The following is a 20,039-nucleotide window of genomic DNA, read 5'->3' as shown; positions in this document are numbered from 1 at the left end:
AATTTTGAACAGTTGATTTATTAATTTTGGAAAAAATTACACTTATATGCAAACAGCTTCATTTACGGGTTTTATAAAAGCACTTTTTTATATGATTGCTTTCTATTATATTTTTAGATTTTTGGCTAAATTATTTCTGCCATTATTAGTAAAAAAAGTAGTGCAGAAAGCAGGCGAAAACATGCAGAAGCAACAGCAGTATGCACAAGAGAATACGTGGCAAAAAACGCAATCTAAGGAGGAAGAAGTTCTTTACACAACAGCAAATACTAAAAACCCACGCGAAACCAAAAAAGTGGGCGATTATGTAGATTACGAAGAAATAGATTAAATTTGTCATTATTAGCATCATTTTTACTATAATCCAAACCATTTTACATTGAAAATAATAAATAAGTTCTATCCACACGCCTTAGCCATACTTGGTTTTGTTGTGATTTCTCTGCTATATTTTTATCCTGTGTTGCAAGGAAAGCAAATTTTCCAGTCTGATATTGTGCAATATACAGGAATGGCCAAAGAGCAAAATGACTTTAGAGCCACCGATGATGTGGAGCCGTATTGGACTAATTCCGCATTTGGAGGTATGCCAACCTATCAACTAGGAGCAAAATATCCACACGATTATATTGGTGCGATAGACGATGCATTGCGATTTTTACCGCGTCCTGCGGATTATTTATTTTTATATTTTCTTGGATTTTATGGCTTGATGCTGGTATTAAAAGTGGATCCTTTAAAAGCCTTTTTTGGTGCATTAGCCTTTGGTTTATCTACCTATTTGATAATTATTCTTGGAGTTGGTCATAATGCTAAAGCACACGCTATTGCGTATATGCCACTGGTTATTGCTGGATTTATTTTGGTGTTTCAAAAAAAATATATTCTTGGAGGTTTGATTACGCTTTTTGCGACAGCATTAGAAATCAATGCGAATCACTTCCAGATGACCTATTATTTATTGATTTTCTTATTGATTCTTTCTATATATTTTGTGTACCAGCAAGTAAAAGAAAAAGACTATAAATCGCTACTGTATTCATTTGGAATACTTGCGGTTGCGGGAATATTTGCTATTGGCACCAATGCGACTAATTTATTAGCTACTGCCGAATATGCAGATTTTAGTACTCGAGGGAAAAGTGAATTAACCTTTAATCCTGATGGTTCAAAAAAGGATAGTGATAGCGCCTTGACGTATGAGTACATAACGGAATACAGTTATGGAATTATGGAAAGTTTTAATCTGATAGCGCCCCGACTTTTTGGAGGCTCAAATAATGAGGCAGTAGGAAAAGACAGTAATATGTTTGAACTAATGGTGGGCAAGGGCGTACCAGAAGATCAGGCAACTGATTTTGTTTCAGGAATGCCAACCTATTGGGGAGATCAACCCATAGTTGCTGCTCCCGCATACATTGGTATAGTGGTTTTCTTTTTGGCTATTATGGCCTTGTTTATTGATACACGCAAAATAAAATATGTATTCCTTTCTGGAGCTGTAGTTGCTTTGATACTTTCATGGGGGAAGAATCTTCCTTTAGTGACTGATTTTTTTATTGACTATATTCCTATGTACAATAAATTTAGAGCAGTTTCCTCTATACAAGTTATTCTTGAATTGTGTTTTCCTGTTCTGGCTATTATGGGCTTACAGTCTTTCTTTACATTGGACAAAAAACTACAAAAGAAAGCCGTAATGGAGACCGGTGTTTTAGGGCTGGGATTAATACTGATCTTGTTTTTTAGTAAAAGTATGTTTAGTTTCTCTGGAGGTAATGATGCGTATTATCAACAAAGTTACGGACCTGACTTTGTTAATGCCTTAAAACAGGACCGAATGAGTTTGTATAGTGCTGATTTATTGCGATCTGGTTTCTTGATAGTAATTACAGCGGGTATTTTATGGTTGTTTATTAAAGATAGGTTTGCTCAGAAAACCGCTATTATACTTGTAGGCTTATTGATGGTTTTTGATTTGTTTTTTGTTGATAAAAATTATGTGTCAGGAAAAGATTTTGTCAGCGGCAGGGAAGTGGAAGTCCCATTTCAGGAAACAGCTTCCGATGTTGAAATTCTCAAGGATACAACTCATTACAGAGTTTTTGAAGTAAGTGGAAACTTGTCCAGCGCACGTGCTTCTTATTTTCATAAATCAATTGGTGGCTACAGTGCCGTGAAGCCGCGAAGAATGCAACAATTATTTGATTATCAAATTGCCAATAATAATATGGAAATCCTAAACATGCTAAATGTCAAGTATGTAATTCAGACGGATAAGGAAGGAAAAGAATTTCCAACTTCGAACCCAAATGCCAATGGGAATGCCTGGTTTGTAAGCAGTGTGAAAGTAGTTAATACCCCTGATGATGAGATGAAATCTTTAGGACAACTAGATACTAAAGATGTCGCAATATTTAACCGGCATGAGCATGGATCTAAGTTTAGAAATGTTGGATTGAAAAGGAGATGGGATACCAGTGGAACCATTCAATTAGATGTTTACAAACCCAATTATCTTAAATATACTGCTAATAATACTAAATATGCTTTAGCAGTTTTCTCTGAAATATATTATGAAAAGGGATGGAATGCCTATGTTGATGGCGTAAAAACAGTTCATTTCCCTGTTGATTATGTATTGAGAGCACTAGTTCTTCCAGGGGGGCAACACAAAATAGAATTCAAGTTTGAACCTCAAGTTATAAAAACCGGAAGCACGATTACGTTGGTAAGTTCCATAGGAATGTTGTTGCTTTTGATTGGTGGGATTTATTTTGAAAGAAAAAAAAGGCGTTAGCTGTCTGATATTTATTTGTAAATTTGATCTAATAAATTTCGAATACATTCTAAATTTTTAATGCAATGGGTAAAGTCAAATTAAATCACGAACATCCAACAGTAAAGGAGGCTAGATATGTTGAGGAAACAAGAGGATTGACTTATCAGCAACGTTTTGAAAAACTGATGGCAATAATCGAAATATCTTGCTTATTAAAGGCAGTAAAGAAATATTCAAAATCAAAATAATTTGAAATGAATATGCAGAAACAAATAATAGATGTTTGGAAGTACTTGTCAGAAAACAAGGTAAACTATTTAACTATCGGTGGATTTGCAGTAAATATTTACGGCTACGGAAGAAACACAGGAGATATTGATATTTTCATTGAAGATACGATTGCTAATCGTGGAAATTTAAGAAATGCGATCAAACAAATTGGTTTAGGTGATTTTTAAAGTATTAATACAATGCAATTTATTCCGGGTCGGACAGATTTCACTCTAAATATTAATTTTAGATTGGATATTATGACTTCTGTTAAAGGTTTAGAAAATTAGCCTTTTGTAGTACTTTTAGAAAAAGCAAATATCATAGATATAGATGGAATTCCAGTGTTTTTTATTGATTATGATAATTTGATTATTTCCAAAAAAGCAGCTAATAGACTTAAAGATCAACTAGATATTGAAGAGTTGGAGAAACTAAATAACAAAAATATTTATTAAAATTATGATAGAATTATTCGGTTTAAAATCGTTTCAACAAATATTGTTGTTACTTTTTTTATTAGGTTTTATTTTTGGAGTATTGTTTGGTATTTACTTATTTATACCTGACAAATTTAAATATTATTCAGTAATCCCCGCTTTACCGGCTTTTTACATTATTTCAAAAGGATTGTATCAAAACAGTACTTTGTTTTTTACGGATTTAAAATCAATTACAACAAAATCCTAAACTTGGAACCAAAAAAAATTTTAATAATTACCTATTATTGGCCACCGGCTGGAGGACCTGGGGTACAACGTTGGCTAAAGTTTGTTAAGTATTTGCCAGATTTTGGCATTCAGCCGATTGTGTATATTCCGGAGAATCCAACGTATCCTATTGTTGATGAAAACTTGGTTAAAGAAGTTTCAGATAAGACCATTATTTTGAAACAGAAAATTTTTGAACCGTATCAACTGGCGTCTTTTCTTTCGAAGAATAAAACTAAAAAAATCAGTTCAGGAATTATTCCAAATCAGAAAAAGCAATCTTTTCTAGACAAAATTTTTCTTTGGATTCGTGGAAATCTTTTTATTCCCGATGCGCGTGTTTTTTGGGTAAAACCATCAGTTGCTTATCTGGAGAAATATATTGTAGAAAGCAATATTGATACCATAGTTACTTCCGGACCACCGCACAGTCTGCATCTTATTGGAATGGAATTAAAACAGAAATTAGATTTAAAATGGTTTGCTGATTTCAGGGATCCATGGACCACTATTGGTTATCACAAATCCTTGCGATTGTCGAGTTTTGCTGCTAAAAAACACAAAGCACTAGAACACCAGGTTTTGAATACAGCCGATACCATTATAGTCACGAGTAAAACTACTAAAACTGAATTTGTAGCGATTACAAATAAGCCCATTGCGGTAATTACCAATGGGTATGATACGGAGCAAGTCGAAAAACAAGCGTTAGATTCTAAATTTTCTTTGGCACACATTGGTTCTTTTCTTTCCGAGAGAAATCCTCTGATTTTATGGGAGAGTTTGGTTGAATTAATTAATGAGATTCCGGAGTTCAAATCGCATGTAGAAATAAAGCTAATCGGAGCAGTCAGTCAAGAAGTTTTGGAAACTATGAAGCAATTCGGGTTAAATTCCTATTTGAATAATTTGGGATATGTTTCGCATGCAGAAGCGATTGCACATCAAAGAAAATCTCAGGTTTTGTTGCTTGTCGAAATTAATTCTCAAGAGACTAAAAGCATTATCCCTGGGAAATTATTTGAATATATGGTTTCCAACCGTCCAATTATTGCAATTGGTCCCAAAGGTTCTGATTTTGCCGAAATTATTACCACTACCAACACAGGCATATTTTTTGATTATTCGGAGAAAATGAAACTTAAAAGTGTAATTTTGGACTTTTATAATCAGTTTTTGGAAGGTAAATTACAGGTAAACGGAGTTGGACTACAGCGTTATTCCAGAAAAAATCTTACAAAAGAATTGGTTGAACTGCTTAATAAAATATAAATTAAAAGTGAGATTGCTTTGTGTCTCGCAATGATAAAGAAATGGGAATAGTATTAAATCAATCTTTAAAGAATACAATAATTACCTATTTTGGTTTTGGTATTGGGGCAATAAATACACTTTATTTGTATCCGTTTTTTTTAGGAACAGTATTTTATGCCTTAACAAACTACATTCTTTCTTGGGCAAATATCATTATGCCTTTATTGGCTTTTGGTATGCAAAATACGTTGGTGAAGTTTTATACTCAGTATAAAACAGAAGAAGAACGCTCCAAGTTTCTCTCGTTTACTGTACTAATTCCTTTCTTGTTGTGTATCCCTTTAGTATTGATTGGATTATTCTTTTTTGAACCTATTTCATTATACTTGAGCAAAGAAAATCCTGTAGTTAAAGATTATTTATGGCTTATTCCATTTATAGGACTTAGTATGGCTTATTTCGAGATTTTTTATGCTTGGGCCAGAGTGCACATGCATTCGGTTTTTGGAAATTTTGTGAAAGAGGTAGGGCTAAGATTATTTTCTTTATTTGCTTTGATTGGAGTCTATTATAAATGGATTACAGTGGTACAATTTATTTATGTTACTGCTATTATTTATTTTCTGGCTTTTGCTATAACGATGTTTTATGCTTTCCGAATAAAAAAACCTGTATTTCAGTTTTCCATTCCTCAAAATGTGAAAGATGTTTTAGTATATACTTTTTTCATTATTTTATCAGGTAGTGTTGCGGTTATGTTGTTGGATATTGATAAAATTATGCTGAATCAATACATTAAAATTGAGAATATAGCCTATTATTCCGTTGCTACTTATATTGCATCCGTCATAGCAGTTCCCAGTAGGGCGATGCATCAAATTACATATCCCATAACGGCTAAGTTAATGCATGAGAATAAACAGGATGAATTAAATGATTTGTACAAAAAAACATCAATTAATTTGCAAGTTGTAGGCGGTTTTGTAATGCTGTGTATTTTTGTCAATATCAACCAGTTGTATATAATGGTTCCAAAAGAGTATAGTGGAGGAATTCTAGTGGTATTTTTGATAGGGATTTCTAAATATTTTGATTTGATTTTAGGAAATAATAATGCTATTATTTTTAATTCAAAATACTACCGTATGGTCTTGTTTTTAGGTTTATTACTTGTTTTTCTAACAATAGGACTGAATATGTTTTTTATACCAAGATATGCTATAACAGGAACTGCAGTAGCTACTTTGTTATCAATAACACTGTATAGTTTGGCTAAACTGCTTTTTGTAGTCAAGCGTATGCACTTGTATCCGTTTACAATACAGACATTATATTCTCTTGCGATAACTTTTGTATTGTTCTTGATGTTTTATTTCTGGGAATTTCCTTTTCATCCAATCATAAGCATAGGATTAAAATCTATTTTAGTAGCCGTTTTATATATTTATATTAATTACAAGTTTGTTATTTCAATAGAGATAAACGAAGCTCTGAATTTGGTTGTAAAAAAATTCACCTAAATATTATTTATTTTCGGATTGTTACGTATTAAGTCACTTATTTTCATGTATTTATAATTATTTTTTTTATATTTAATAAAAAATAGAAATGCAAAATATCACTAAAAGTGGGTATTGTGAAGTTCTAAAATTGCCATTATTTTTGTAAACGTCATTTTGTCACTACTAGTAAAAAAATTAGAGATAAATTATCTGAAATAATATGAAAAGCAATACAAGTATAACCGAGGAGAATTTTATAAAGTTTTCCTCCATCCTGGAAAATAAAACCAACCATGGATTTATAGTGTTGGAACGAAACGACAAGTTGCCCTTCGCTATTTTATTGAAAAAAAGAAAAAAAGTAGATCATCTTTTTAATTTTTGTATCTGTTGCATTACATTAGGACTGTGGTCCATCGCCTGGATTTATATTACACAGGTTTCCTCAAAAGCTAAAAAAATACTTGTAGCTATTGATGAAGATGGAAATACTTTTGAAGAGAAATGTTATATGGGATAATATTTATAATTTATCTTTCAAATATTTTCCCGTAACAGATTCTTTTATTTTAACAACTTGTTCCGGAGTTCCTACCGCCAATAATTTCCCGCCATTTTCCCCGCCCTCAGGCCCCAAATCAATAATCCAATCCGCACATTTTATTAAATCAAGGTTGTGTTCAATAACAATAATTGAATGTCCTTTATCAATCAATGCATCGAAAGACGCTAATAATTTTTTGATGTCATGAAAGTGCAGTCCCGTTGTAGGTTCGTCAAAAACAAATAAGGCTTTGTCTTTTGTAGCTCCTTTCACTAAGAATGAAGCCAGTTTTATTCGTTGGGCTTCGCCTCCGGACAGAGTAGAAGATGATTGGCCTAATTGAACATATCCCAATCCCACATCTTGCAAAGGCTGTAATTTTTGAGTTATTTTAGGTTGTTTATTAGTATTGAAAAACGCAATCGCATCGTCTATGGTCATTGTAAGAATATCATGAATGTTTTTGCTTTCAAAAGCTACTTCCAGTACTTCTTTTTTGAATCGTTTCCCGTTGCAGGTTTCACAAGGTAATTGTACATCAGCCATAAAAACCATTTCTACGTTGATAGCACCTTCTCCTTTACATGTTTCACATCTCCCTCCATCAACATTAAAAGAAAAATGTTTGGCTTGATAGCCTCTAATCGTTGATAGTTTTTGTTTAGCATACAATTCTCGGATATCATCATACGCCTTGATATACGTCACCGGATTAGAACGGGAACTTCTTCCTATTGGGTTTTGATCTACGTATTCTATGTGTTTAATTTGAGCAAAAGAACCGGTCATTTCAGTAAATTGTCCCGCTTTTTCACCTGCGTTTTCCAACTTTTTTTGCATGGCCGGAAAAAGGATTTTCTTAACAAGCGTACTTTTTCCACTTCCAGAAACTCCTGTAATAACCGTTAATACATCCAGTGGAAAAGTAACATCAATATTTTGTAAATTATTTTCTCGTGCTCCTTTTATGTCAATAAAATTCTTGAAAAGTCTTCGTTTTTTAGGGACGCTAATTTCTAAATCACCGTTTAGATATTTCGCAGTAAGTGAAGTCGATTTTAATATTTCGTCATAGGTTCCCTGCGCGACTAAATGCCCGCCTAAAGTTCCTGCTTCCGGACCTATATCTATAATCATGTCAGCGGCTTTCATGATATCCTCATCGTGTTCTACTACAATGACCGTATTGCCTAAATCGCGTAACGATAGCAATACTTTTATCAAGCGTTCCGTATCTTTAGGGTGTAGACCAATACTGGGCTCATCCAAAATATACATAGATCCTACTAAACTGCTTCCAAGCGAAGTCGCTAAATTAATACGTTGTGATTCTCCTCCGGAAAGCGTTGCTGAATTCCGGTTTAATGTCAGATAATCTAATCCTACTTCGGTTAAAAACGATAGACGGTTGTTGATTTCAACCATTAATCGTTTCGCAATTTGCTTTTCATACACATCTAAATCAATGTTTTCGAAAAAGGTTACCAGATGTTTAATCGGTAAATCAACTAAATCAGAAACCGTTTTTGCGTTTATTTTCACGTAGGAAGCTTCTACTCTCAAGCGTTTTCCTTTGCAGGAATGGCATTTGGTTTTGCCTCGATAGCGCGAAAGCATTACTCTGTTTTGAATTTTATAATTTTTTTCTTCCAGTTCTTTAAAAAAATCATTCAGCCCTTGAAAGTAGCTATTTCCATTCCAAATTAGTTCTTTTTGATCCTCAGACAACTCATAATACGGTTTGTGTATTGGAAAATCAAATTTGTAGGCATTATTTACTAATTCGTCGCGAAACCAGCTCATACTTTCTCCTCGCCAAGGGAAGATTGCGTTTTCATAAACAGACAAAGTGGTATTTGGCACGACTAATTCGGAATCAATTCCTATAATATTTCCATATCCTTCACAAACGGGACATGCTCCATACGGATTATTGAAGCTGAACAAATGAACGTTGGGTTCTAGAAATGTAATACCATCCAACTCAAAATTATTGGAGTAGGAATACTTTTTATCAGCGTTTAATTCTTGTAAATGGCAGATCCCTTTTCCTTCAAAGAAAGCAGTTTGCACCGCATCAGCAAGACGATTGTAGAATTCTTCTTCTCCGGAAGTATCGTGATTGACTACAATTCGGTCAATGATTAAGAATATTTCTTTTATATCTAGTGAATCCGGTAAGTCGTCCAGACGAACCATTTCGTTATTCACTAATATTCGGGCAAAACCTTGCTGTAATAGGACCTTTAGTTTGTCTTCCAGTTTTCGCCCTTCTTCCAGATGAATCGGAGCAAGCAGCAACCATTTGCTGTTTATTGCAAATGTTTTGACATCGGTAACGACATCGGTAACGTTATTTTTTTTGACTTCCCGACCAGAAATAGGCGAATACGTGCGTCCAATTCTGGCAAAAAGCAATTTTACATAATCGTATATTTCGGTTGAGGTTCCTACAGTAGAGCGGGCATTGGTAGTATTCACCTTTTGTTCAATAGCAATTGCCGGAGCAATTCCTTTGATGTATTCCACTTTTGGTTTATCCAATCGTCCAAGAAATTGTCTCGCATACGAAGATAAACTTTCTACGTAACGGCGTTGCCCTTCGGCATATAAAGTATCAAAAGCCAAGCTTGATTTTCCAGAACCCGAAAGTCCCGTGATAACCACTAATTTATTGCGGGGAATGGCGACGTCTACATTTTTTAGGTTGTGTACTTGCGCTCCTTTTATAATAATATTTTTCTTTGGATCTAGTTTCGAAAGGTCAACTTGCATAAAAATGATAATTTTTACAAAAGTAATCAATTTTGAACAGAGAAAAGGGAATGAACAACTCACAAATAATCATAAAAAGCACGGTTGAAAAGTGCTTTTCTTCTTGTATCGTTTTAATATTTTCAATCCAATAAATAAATACTATTTTTAATTTTATTTTTGAAAAATTAATAACAAGAACTTTTGAAAACAAAATTATACATTTTTCTTTTTTTAATATCTTTTTGTGTTTTTCGCAAGAGCTACCGCCAATTGTAAAATATTTCTCTACTACTTATGGTGCAGGAAATCAAAACTTGATGATTTCTCAAGATCAAAATCATTATGTTTTCTTTGCAAACTATGAGGGATTATTAGAATTTAATGGATCTAATTGGGAATTGTATCCATCACCAAATGAAACTATTGTTCGTTCTGTAAAAGTGATTGGAAATAAGATTTTTACTGGTTGTTATATGGAATTTCAGTTTTGGAAAAAACGAATAATTAGTGGAGTTTTAGAAATAAAATTGGTGAATTTGATTATTCTGCTAAATATTTTGAAATTACAAACAACTTGAATGTATTCATCGGCATGCTATTTGTGTTGTAAATGTGAAAAAACAAGAAAAATTTTAACAAATTTCAATGAACATCTGTTAATTTATATTAATTTTACTTGGATCTTAAAATAATAATTGGTTAAATTTGAAAACTTTAATAAACCTAAAAACTCTTTAGCCTATATACAAAACTACTTTTTAGAGAAAACTCTCCAATTTTAATTAAAAACTAAAAAGTATAATTATGGTTAATATACAACTCCCTGACGCATTATTGGTAAAGGAATACATCTCAGGTAATGAGGATGCCTTAGCTAAATTGATAAAAAGGCATGAATCAAAAATTTTTGGTTTTATATATTCTAAAATTCCGGATAGAGATATTACCAAAGACATTTTTCAGGATACTTTTATCAAAGTAATAAAAACTTTAAAATCAAATTCGTATAATGAAGAAGGTAAATTTTTACCTTGGGTAATGCGTATTTCCCATAATCTGGTTGTTGATCATTACCGAAAAACTAAAAAAATGCCCATGTTCAGAGAAACGGAAGAGTTTTCCATTTTCTCAATTATGTCCGATGATTCGTTGACCATAGAAAACAAAATAATATCGGAACAAGTCGAACTGGATTTAAAAAAACTAATAGAAGAACTTCCTGCTGATCAAAAAGAAGTTTTGGTGATGCGAATGTACCAGGATATGAGTTTTAAGGAAATTTCAGAGACAACAGGAGTGAGTATCAATACCGCCTTAGGGAGAATGCGTTACGCTTTGATGAATTTGAGAAAAGTGATTGATAAACACCAAATTGTTTTGACTAATTGACAATATACTGAAACTTGCTGCGTTGTAATAGAAAACAAATTTGTATTACTCTATGGCAAAAACTTACTCAAAAAAATCATTAGTTTCTCAAACAATGAAACCCAGTAAAGAAACAATTTCTTTTTTATTAAGCTATTCTAAGGCGTTAAGCATACTGAAAATAGACAATAAAAATTTCGAAATTATATCGAATTGACCAAGAAATAGCAGCTTTCCTATTTTATTTGGATTGTAAAAGACTAGAAAACCGCTTATTCCATTTGGAAGCAGCGGTTTTTTAGCATACTTTATTTTTTATAATATGTATCAATAACCGTTTTTCGGCCAATAGTTTTAGTAATAATATCCTGATCTAAATCCCAGCCACGAGCCGGAGAATATTCTCTTCCGTACCAAATAATTTGAAGATGCAGGTCATTCCAAATTGCTTCAGGAAAAAGGCGTTTAGCATCTTTCTCTGTTTGAACTACGTTTTTCCCATTGGTTAAATTCCAGCGGTACATCAAGCGATGAATGTGTGTGTCAACCGGAAAGGCTGGAACTCCAAAAGCTTGGGACATCACAACACTGGCCGTTTTATGTCCTACCGCGGGTAATTCTTCCAGAAATTCAAAACTCTGAGGTACTTTTCCGCCATGTTTGTCAATTAATATATGGGATAAACCATGAATTCCTTTTGATTTCATTGGCGATAAGCCACAAGGCCGAATGATTTCCTTAATTTCTTCGACAGACATTTTGATCATATCAAACGGATTATCTGCTTTTGCAAAAAGTAAAGGAGTGATTTTATTTACTTGAATATCCGTACATTGTGCGGATAATAAAACGGCAATCAGCAGCGTATACGGGTCTTTATGATCCAAGGGAATTGGAATCGTAGGATATAGTTTTTTTAACGTATTTATAACAAAAATTACACGTTCCTGTTTATTCATTATTTATTAAATTTGATTGGTAAAGAAAAACAATTTCGGCGGCATTAGCAAAATTCAAATTCAAATCAATAAAAATAATGACAACATTAAAAAAAGGAGATAAAGCACCTGATTTTTCAGGTCTGGATCAAGATGGAAAATTACATCAATTAACAGATTATGCAGGTAAAAAATTAGTAATTTTCTTTTATCCAAAAGCAAATACGCCAGGATGTACAGCTGAGGCTTGTGACTTAAGAGATAATTTCGAGCGATTTGAAGCAAACAATTATGCTCTTCTGGGCGTTAGTGCCGATGTTCAAAAAGCACAGGCCAAGTTTAAGGAAAAGTATAACTTTCCTTTTCCATTACTTGCAGATGAAGACAAATCAGTGATACAGGCTTTTGGGGTTTGGGGTCCCAAGAAATTTATGGGAAAAGAGTATGACGGGATCCACAGGACTACTTTTGTAATTGATGAAAACGGGATTATTGATGAGGTTATCTCGGCTGTAAAAACCAAAGTGCATGCTGCTCAGATACTAAAATAATGATTCCGTGGTGTCATCCTTTATTGCATTTGCAAATATAAATGCAAACCAACTTTTAATAATAAACAAAGTCCAGATCTGCGGTTTTAATCGACCCCAGCTCTGGACTTTGTTTTTAATTTAACTCAAAATTTGACTACTGATTCACGAATTGATTTCCTTCAAAACTTTATTAGGATCAAATCCAAAAAGTCTGTGTTCCTTAATTATTTCTGCAATACCAGGGGGAAGCATTGTTTCCCAACCGGGCTTTCCATTATTAATCATATTTAAAACTTCACGAGAGAACACCTCTAAAATAGAGGGATCATAATCATCTATATCAACTACTTTTCCGTTGAATTTAAAGAATTTATAGAGTTCTTTCATTCTTGGGTGTACTTTTAAATTTTCGGAGGTGATTATTTCTCCATTTTCCCCAATCATTGGATACAAGAATACTTTCATGTCGCGGTAGAATAATTTCCCGAAAGCTTCCAGAATTCCGCCACTTAAATGACGGTAATATTTCTCGTCAAAAATATCTATTAAATTATTCACACCCATGGCTAATCCCATTCTGGCTTTGGTATAATTCGCAAAATACTCCACTACCTTGTAATATTCCTGAAAATTTGAAATCATTACGGTTTGTCCAAGTGAACAGAGTAATTCAGCTCGATCCATAAAATCTCTTTCATCGATTTCTCCATCAGATCGTAGGTTGGATAATGTAATTTCAAAAATCACTAATGTGTTTTCCGGACTGACCTTGTTCTCATTTAAAAACATTTTTAATGATTTCTCATACATGTCCATGTTGACTTTTGTAACCGGACGAAAACTACCCCTAAAAGCAAGGATGTTTTTCTTGTATAACATAGCAGCAGGAAGTATGTTTATTCCATCAGGATTAAACATAACGGCATCAGTCATTCCATTTTTGACTAATTGTAAACTCATCAAACGATTGTCAACATCAGCAAAACGCGGACCTGAGAAATTTATAGTGTCTATTTCTAATTGATCTTTGTCTAAATGGTCATACAAATAACGCAAGAGACGTTTGGGGTCGTTGTATTTGTAATACGCTCCGTAAATTAAGTTTACGCCCAGAATACCTAATGTTTCCTGTTGCAAACGCACATCAGTTTCTTTAAATCGAATGTGAAGAATAATTTCATTATAATCCTCATCCGGCTCAATTTGATAACTAATACCGACCCAGCCATGTCCTTTGAATTGTTTGGCAAAGTCAATAGTGGCTACGGTATTCGCATAGCTAAAAAACATTTTATTAGGATGTTTTTCTCTGCTTAGCCTTTTTTCTATTAGATTTACTTCATGAGAAAGCATTTTTTTGAGTCGACTTTCGGTCACATAACGACCGTCCTCTTCAATTCCATAAACGGCATCGCTAAAGTCTTTGTCATAGGCTGACATTGCTTTTGCAATTGTACCTGACGATCCACCAGATCTAAAAAAATGTCTTACAGTTTCCTGTCCAGCGCCAATTTCTGCAAAAGTTCCATAGATATTTTCGTTCAAATTGATACGAAGTGCTTTATCTTTGACTGAAGGGATTTGTTCGATGATTTTATCACCTTTTAATTTTATTTCTGTATCCATTTTCTTTTAATATGGCTAATATTTTGTAAAGTTAGTTAAATAGGTTTCTAATGAAAGGGAATTAACCCTATTTTTGCAAATAAAATAAAGAAAGTTGACGGTATATTTTTTAGGAACTGGTACATCACAAGGCATTCCTGTTATTGGTAGTAATCATCCTGTTTGTAAAAGCTCTGATTCTAAAGATAAAAGACTGCGCGTCTCTGTATGGATTTCTTGGGAGAATTATTCTTTTGTAATTGATTGCGGACCTGATTTCAGACAGCAAATGCTTGCGTCAAATTGCCAGAAAGTAGATGGTATTTTATTTACTCATGAACATGCGGATCATACCGCAGGAATCGATGATATTCGGCCTTTTAATTTCAAACAAGGAGAAATTCCAATTTATGCACATCAACGGGTTATAACTAATCTAAAAAGACGTTTCGATTATGTTTTTGAAACGGTCAATAAATATCCCGGTGCGCCTTCTGTTACAACTATTGAAGTTGTCAACAACCAGTCATTTGCCATTGGCAACAAAACGGTTGTCCCCATCAGTGTCATGCATGGAAATCTTCAGGTTTTTGGGTATCGAATTGATGATTTTGCCTACTTAACGGATGTGAAAACTATTGAAAAAAGTGAAATAGTCAAGTTGAAAAATCTAAAGGTATTGGTTGTGAATGCTTTACGGGAAGAGTCTCATGAAACGCATTTCAATTTAAAAGAAGCGTTGGATTTTATAGCTTTGGTCCAACCAGAAAAAGCCTATCTCACACACATTAGTCATATCATGGGGTATCACGAAGAGGTTCAAAAAAATCTCCCCGAGCATGTTTATCTCGCCTATGATAATCTAGAAATTAAAATTTAATTATATTTAAAATGAAAAATTCATTATTCCTGTACCTTACTATTCTGGCTGTGCTTTCTACTGTTTTTACGTATATGTTTTTGAGTAAACAAGTAGTATTTGAGCAAACTAGATATGAAAAAACCACTAAAAAATTAAGAGACAGTCTGAGTTTGGTTTCGAATCAATTAGTGGATGCCAACTATTTTTCTTTGGAAAAAAATGAGAATGCTCAAAATTATTTTGATACTACAAGCGCTAACAAAACAATTCAATACGAGAAATTGATTCCTTTCGTCACTGAAAAATTATTGGATTTGAACGCCAACCCAAAGGGAAATCCGTATACGGGTCAAGATCAAATTAGCACAAATAAATTTATTATTAACAAAGTCAAAATACTAAACCACAGATGGATTATTGCTGATTATAGTGATGGTGAAATTTGGGGTGAAGTTTTGTTGAAATATTTTGTCAATGAAGATAAAAGTATTTCTTTTGAGGTCAATCAATCGTTGTTGTACCAAAAATAATTAAGGTGCCGTATTCCGTTTATAAAGACCTGAATACGGCACAAATATTATTTATTCATTCTCTAAAATCCAGTTTTTGAAGTCATAAAAATTCTGTGGAGCAACTCCATGACCTATAGGATATTCTTTGTAGGTTATATTTATCCCTAAATTTTCTACTATTGCTGGTGTTTTTCTAGCCCATTCAACTGGAATTACTTGATCCACTGTTCCATGTGAAGCAAATATTTTCAGGGTATGAAAGTTGTTTTTTAGGTAATCCTCAGTGACAATTTCTAAATTTAAGTACCCGCTCATCGCAACTACTTTCTGAACCTTTTCAGGGTACGAAAGTGCAACTGCATAACTCAATATAGATCCTTGGCTGAAGCCAATCAATGTGACTTTCTCAGTATTTATGGGGTAGGTTTGAATTAATTCATCAATAAATCCGGCAATTAAATCTCTTGAAACTTTGGCTTGATCGTGATCCGAAAATTTATTTTGATCCGCATCAAAATTGATTGCATACCATGCATATGCACCGTATTGCATGTTATAAGGCGCACGTGCTGAAACAATATAATATTCATCAGGAAGCTCGGTTGCAAATGAAAATAAATCATCTTCATTGCTGCCGTATCCGTGCAATAAAAGTAAAAGTGGATTTTCGTCTAATTTTATTTTAGGCTCTCGTATTTTATATTCTAAAGATAAATTCATGGATTATGAGATGTTTGATAACCATTTTTGATAATACGTTCCCAATAATGGAACCGGTTTTGTTTCTCCTTTTATAGCACTGGTAATACCGTAAGACCATAAAACAAATACGAAAATCCACATGGGAGCCGAAATCATTAGGCTGTCAAAATTGCTGATGATTAATCCCAGTGATATGAATGTTAAAGTTAGTCCCAGTCCTTGACGGATGTGAAATGAAGCAAATTCATTTTTGTCTTCGGAGTTCATAGACATGGCAATAAATACGCCAATTCCTAAAATATAACTGGTGATTGCGGCCGTCTTTCCTGACTCTGTATTATTATTAATAGTATTCATTTTTTTATGCTAAAATTAATTTTTCTTGATTAACAATTCCGTACACTTTACCTCTTAGTTCAGTTCCTAAAAAAGCAGTGTTTTTAGATTTGGATAAAATGGATGATTTTGTAAAAATGCTTTTTGGTTCCGGATTAAATAAGGTAATATTTGCTTTTGAACCTTGATTAATTGATACTGTTTCGATGCCAAAAGTTGTTTTTCCTGAAGTGAGTTTTTCTATTACGGTTTCTAATGGCAAAACAGTCATCAAAGCTCCAAAAGCACTTTCCAGACCAATAGTTCCACTCTTGGCTCCATCAAATTCCATTTTTTTGTGCTCAATATCCATCGGATTATGGTCGGATGTAATCATATCGATCGTTCCGTCTTTTATTCCTTTCAGTAATGCTTTCCTATCGGTTTCAGTTCTAAGCGGTGGAGAAATTTTATAACGGGTATCAAAACCTTCCAGTTTTTCATCAGTTAGAACTAAATGATGCACAGCAACACTGCAGGTTACCTGCAGTCCATTGGCCTTAGCCTCTTTGATTAATTGTACTGATTTTTTAGTTGAAATAGTTGGAATATGAAGTTTTCCCCCAGTATATTCTAACAGAAATAAATTCCGTGCAATTTGTATTTCTTCGGCAAGATTTGGAATTCCTTTCAAACCCAGTCGGGTCGAAACTATGCCTTCATTGGCCACTCCATTTCCTTTTATATTTTCGTCTTGGGAAAAAGCAAGAATCAATCCATCAAAATCCTGAACGTATTGTAAGGCTATTTTTAGCAAATTAGCATTATCTAAACTTTTATTATAATCTCCAAAAGCAACGGCTCCCGCTTTTTTCATATCATATAATTCAGCCATGTCTTTTCCTGCACTTTCTTTACTCAAAGCGCCGATAGGATACAGTTGAGTTGCAAATCCTTGTGCTTTGTTCAAAACAAAATTGACTTGGGATTGATTGTCAATAATAGGAAAGGAGTTGGGTTGTAATGCGATTGCCGTGAAACCACTTTTGGCAGCTACAGTAAGTCCGTTTGATATGGTTTCACGGTCCTCAAAACCAGGCTCCCCGAGCGAAACGCTACTATCAAACCAGCCTTGGGAGACATGTAAATTATCAAGTTGTATTTCTTCTGCTTTATCCAGATTTGGGAGCCAGGTTCCAATTTTTTGTATAAAACCATCAACAATTAAAATATCTGCAGTCTTATTATGAAAGGGACTTTTCGAATCGATAATTTTGGCGTCTCTGAGGATTAATTTCATATGTAGATACTATTTGTTTTTTTGATTGAATATGAAATTTGCATTGACTTTTATGACTAAAGTACATTCATGCTCATTTTATATTGATTTTTAAGTATTGAACTTCGTTATTTACTTTACGAATCGTATAATTGCCATTTCGGTTATTAGAAATAACAGTGCAAAGATAACAAACCATTTCCAAATTTGATTATCAGTTCTGTCAGTTTGTAAAGTGTCAAAGAACGATGGTATTGATTCGATTGTTTTATAGTCAGAAAGAATAGTCTCATTGGCTGAAGCCAAATCACTTTCGGTTCGGTTGTAATTGAAACTAATGTTTTCAATCCACTCTTTTGTATTGTAAATGCTGAAATTCCCTGCTTGTATCGGATAATCATTGAAAGTCATTTTGACTTTATTATTCAGAATTTGTTGGATAGGAATAAATTGTTCGTCTAAGCCTTTTGCCGTTAAAATAGCGCCTTTGTTTAGCGATGCTTCTATAAAATGCGGGTTGTTATTACCAATTATCAAGGCATTTACTCCGTTGTTTTGATTGTGCATCGCCATCTTGTAAAATGTAGGTACAATTAATGGAGATTGCTGAAAATTTGAATTTTCGATGTTAATAGGAGCAGCAAAAAAACTAACTGCTGAAACCGAATTTGCTATCGATGTCAAGAAAACGCTTTGATCTTCATAAGACAAAGCTGCAGGAGAGGAACTGGATATTACAAAAGATTTTTTTGTCTTTGGATATTGAAAATTAGTCACTTTATTTTCAAAAACACTATGGAATATAGGATGATTGAAGTTGATTTTAGTAATCAATTTTTCTCTATTTTCTAAAGAACTAAATTTGAGGTTTCCAAAATTCGACAAAAAAGAATTCATATTGGTAATGGAACTTATCGCCGAAGGAATCACAATTAAATTGCCGCCTTTTTCTACAAAAGAGTTCAATGTGGTTGCCAAAGCTTGCGGAATTTCATTCAATTCATTAAGAATAATCGCGTCTTGTTCTTCCAGTTTATTATAGTCTAAGGTGCTTAAGGTATAATTGTTATAATTGAATTCTTCACTGGTATAAATTCTGGAAAGGAAGTTGCTTTTCGCTAGTTCTCCAATGCTGATAATGTTGGTTTTCTTCGTTTTTGAAATACTGAAAAACAACGTGTTGTCATAAGACAAACCATTGTCAACTATAGAAAAATAACCATGAAAGGATTGTTTAGGAATCGTGAAACTGAGGTTTTTTTTCTTTGTGTCTAAAGTTGTTATCGTTTTAGCAATAAGCTTGTTTTCATTGTATAGAGAAATTGGAATCGGGTTGAAATTCTTGCCATAACTGGATATTTGGACACTAATTTCATAAAAATTTTCTACTATTTTATGGATGAATACGCTGTCAATAGAAACATTGTTTTTTTGTTCTGCTTTTGGAATTATAAATGAAGGAGAATCAGTTGCATCACTATTTTTCAGTTGTTGTTCATCAAGACCTACCGCATCCGTAATGATGACGATATCTTTATTAAAAGCTGATTTATGCGCTTTTATTTTTGCCATTATATTGTCTAATTGGAACGGAGTTGGGCTGTATTTTAGATTTTGTAAAGCACTACGAACAGACTTTATATCCGTGTTCCAATAATTTTCGGAATTGGTAATTAAAGAAAAATTTACATTTTCCGGAGTTTCTTCAAGTAATTCCTGAACCGCTCTTTTTAATAATTCCCCTTTTTTGCCTTTGGCTTGCATGCTAAAAGAATTGTCCAAAATAATATACAATTCATTGGTGGCATTTTTGCTGTCTTGGGACTCGAAAAAAGGTTGCGAAAATGCGAAAATAAGGCAAGTTAGAAGTAATAAACGACAGGCGAGAAGCAACCATTTTTTGATTTTAGAGCTTTTTCTGGTTTGAATTGAAAGTGCTTTTAAGAACCGAACATTGGTGAAATATTCTTTTTTGAAATGGCGTAATTGAAACAAATGAACCAAAATTGGAACAATCAACAAGAACAGAAAGTATAAAATTTCGGGATGTTTAAAATGCATTCTGAGGTTGAGTTTACTTTACTGTATTTTGTTTTCAACGGTGTT

Annotated in this window: 20 protein-coding genes; 13 read left to right on the top strand and 7 right to left on the bottom strand. The window is 33.4% G+C overall.

The annotated features are described in order from the left end of the window. The first annotated feature begins 46 nt into the window (after positions 1-46). From EKL99_RS14060 to EKL99_RS14030, 8 genes are all read left to right on the top strand, one after another. Positions 47-331 (top strand): DUF4834 family protein, encoded by a 285-nt coding sequence (locus tag EKL99_RS14060; protein ID WP_126455421.1) that lies wholly within the window; start codon positions 47-49, stop codon positions 329-331. Positions 332-379: 48 nt separating this feature from the next. Then, a complete protein-coding gene (locus tag EKL99_RS14055) occupies positions 380-2,800 on the top strand; it encodes a YfhO family protein (RefSeq protein ID WP_126577159.1) in 2,421 nt (806 codons plus the stop codon). A gap of 65 nt (positions 2,801-2,865) precedes the next feature. Next, positions 2,866-3,030, top strand: coding sequence for a hypothetical protein (locus tag EKL99_RS14480; protein ID WP_156063283.1), 165 nt, complete (start codon positions 2,866-2,868; stop codon positions 3,028-3,030). 6 nt (positions 3,031-3,036) lie between these two features. Beyond that, positions 3,037-3,240, top strand: coding sequence for a hypothetical protein (locus tag EKL99_RS14735; protein WP_231507451.1), 204 nt, complete (start codon positions 3,037-3,039; stop codon positions 3,238-3,240). Positions 3,241-3,514: 274 nt separating this feature from the next. Continuing rightward, on the top strand, positions 3,515-3,742 hold the full coding sequence (locus tag EKL99_RS14045) for a hypothetical protein (protein WP_126463410.1): 228 nt from the start codon (positions 3,515-3,517) through the stop codon (positions 3,740-3,742). Between the two features lie 2 nt (positions 3,743-3,744). After that, positions 3,745-5,034 carry a glycosyltransferase family 4 protein gene (locus EKL99_RS14040; RefSeq protein WP_126577158.1) on the top strand — a complete coding sequence of 430 codons (1,290 nt, stop codon included), beginning with the start codon at positions 3,745-3,747 and terminating at the stop codon, positions 5,032-5,034. Positions 5,035-5,075: 41 nt separating this feature from the next. Further along, positions 5,076-6,536, top strand: coding sequence for a lipopolysaccharide biosynthesis protein (locus EKL99_RS14035; protein WP_126577157.1), 1,461 nt, complete (start codon positions 5,076-5,078; stop codon positions 6,534-6,536). Between the two features lie 202 nt (positions 6,537-6,738). After that, positions 6,739-7,038, top strand: coding sequence for a hypothetical protein (locus tag EKL99_RS14030; protein ID WP_126463404.1), 300 nt, complete (start codon positions 6,739-6,741; stop codon positions 7,036-7,038). Positions 7,039-7,041: 3 nt separating this feature from the next. On the opposite strand, the gene uvrA is transcribed toward EKL99_RS14030, so the two are convergent. Then, positions 7,042-9,837: an excinuclease ABC subunit UvrA gene (gene uvrA / locus EKL99_RS14025; protein ID WP_126577156.1), complete on the bottom strand. Its 2,796-nt coding sequence runs from the start codon at positions 9,835-9,837 to the stop codon at positions 7,042-7,044. A gap of 224 nt (positions 9,838-10,061) precedes the next feature. Here uvrA and EKL99_RS14730 point away from each other — a divergent pair, with 224 nt between their 5' ends. Together EKL99_RS14730 and EKL99_RS14015 are read left to right on the top strand one after the other, a co-directional pair. Beyond that, positions 10,062-10,397: a hypothetical protein gene (locus tag EKL99_RS14730; RefSeq protein ID WP_231507450.1), complete on the top strand. Its 336-nt coding sequence runs from the start codon at positions 10,062-10,064 to the stop codon at positions 10,395-10,397. A 226-nt stretch (positions 10,398-10,623) separates the two neighbouring features. Further along, positions 10,624-11,208: an RNA polymerase sigma factor gene (locus EKL99_RS14015; protein WP_126562083.1), complete on the top strand. Its 585-nt coding sequence runs from the start codon at positions 10,624-10,626 to the stop codon at positions 11,206-11,208. A gap of 287 nt (positions 11,209-11,495) precedes the next feature. On the opposite strand, the gene nth is transcribed toward EKL99_RS14015, so the two are convergent. Beyond that, positions 11,496-12,146 carry an endonuclease III gene (gene nth / locus EKL99_RS14010; RefSeq protein ID WP_126555464.1) on the bottom strand — a complete coding sequence of 217 codons (651 nt, stop codon included), beginning with the start codon at positions 12,144-12,146 and terminating at the stop codon, positions 11,496-11,498. Between the two features lie 77 nt (positions 12,147-12,223). Between nth and bcp the strand changes: the two genes are divergently transcribed. Further along, positions 12,224-12,676 (top strand): thioredoxin-dependent thiol peroxidase, encoded by a 453-nt coding sequence (gene bcp / locus EKL99_RS14005; RefSeq protein WP_126463396.1) that lies wholly within the window; start codon positions 12,224-12,226, stop codon positions 12,674-12,676. Positions 12,677-12,820: 144 nt separating this feature from the next. Here bcp and EKL99_RS14000 read toward each other — a convergent pair whose 3' ends face one another. Beyond that, on the bottom strand, positions 12,821-14,284 hold the full coding sequence (locus tag EKL99_RS14000; RefSeq protein ID WP_126577155.1) for a TonB-dependent receptor: 1,464 nt from the start codon (positions 14,282-14,284) through the stop codon (positions 12,821-12,823). 94 nt (positions 14,285-14,378) lie between these two features. Here EKL99_RS14000 and EKL99_RS13995 point away from each other — a divergent pair, with 94 nt between their 5' ends. After that, positions 14,379-15,143, top strand: a complete 765-nt coding sequence (locus tag EKL99_RS13995; RefSeq protein WP_126463392.1) for an MBL fold metallo-hydrolase — start codon at positions 14,379-14,381, stop codon at positions 15,141-15,143. A gap of 11 nt (positions 15,144-15,154) precedes the next feature. Beyond that, positions 15,155-15,655, top strand: coding sequence for a hypothetical protein (locus EKL99_RS13990; protein ID WP_126555469.1), 501 nt, complete (start codon positions 15,155-15,157; stop codon positions 15,653-15,655). 51 nt (positions 15,656-15,706) lie between these two features. Here EKL99_RS13990 and EKL99_RS13985 read toward each other — a convergent pair whose 3' ends face one another. The 4 genes from EKL99_RS13985 to EKL99_RS13970 form a co-directional block, all read right to left on the bottom strand. Then, complete coding sequence (locus EKL99_RS13985) at positions 15,707-16,357, bottom strand: alpha/beta hydrolase (RefSeq protein WP_126564445.1); 651 nt, start codon at positions 16,355-16,357, stop codon at positions 15,707-15,709. Positions 16,358-16,360: 3 nt separating this feature from the next. Beyond that, on the bottom strand, positions 16,361-16,687 hold the full coding sequence (locus EKL99_RS13980; protein ID WP_126577163.1) for a hypothetical protein: 327 nt from the start codon (positions 16,685-16,687) through the stop codon (positions 16,361-16,363). 13 nt (positions 16,688-16,700) lie between these two features. Then, positions 16,701-17,954, bottom strand: coding sequence for a dihydroorotase family protein (locus EKL99_RS13975; RefSeq protein WP_126577154.1), 1,254 nt, complete (start codon positions 17,952-17,954; stop codon positions 16,701-16,703). A gap of 111 nt (positions 17,955-18,065) precedes the next feature. Further along, on the bottom strand, positions 18,066-19,994 hold the full coding sequence (locus EKL99_RS13970) for a BatA domain-containing protein (protein ID WP_126577153.1): 1,929 nt from the start codon (positions 19,992-19,994) through the stop codon (positions 18,066-18,068). Positions 19,995-20,039 lie beyond the last annotated feature (45 nt).

This window comes from Flavobacterium sp. ZB4P23, from assembly GCF_003970375.1.
Lineage (GTDB): Bacteria > Bacteroidota > Bacteroidia > Flavobacteriales > Flavobacteriaceae > Flavobacterium.
This window is presented reverse-complemented; position numbering and strand designations above follow the sequence as displayed.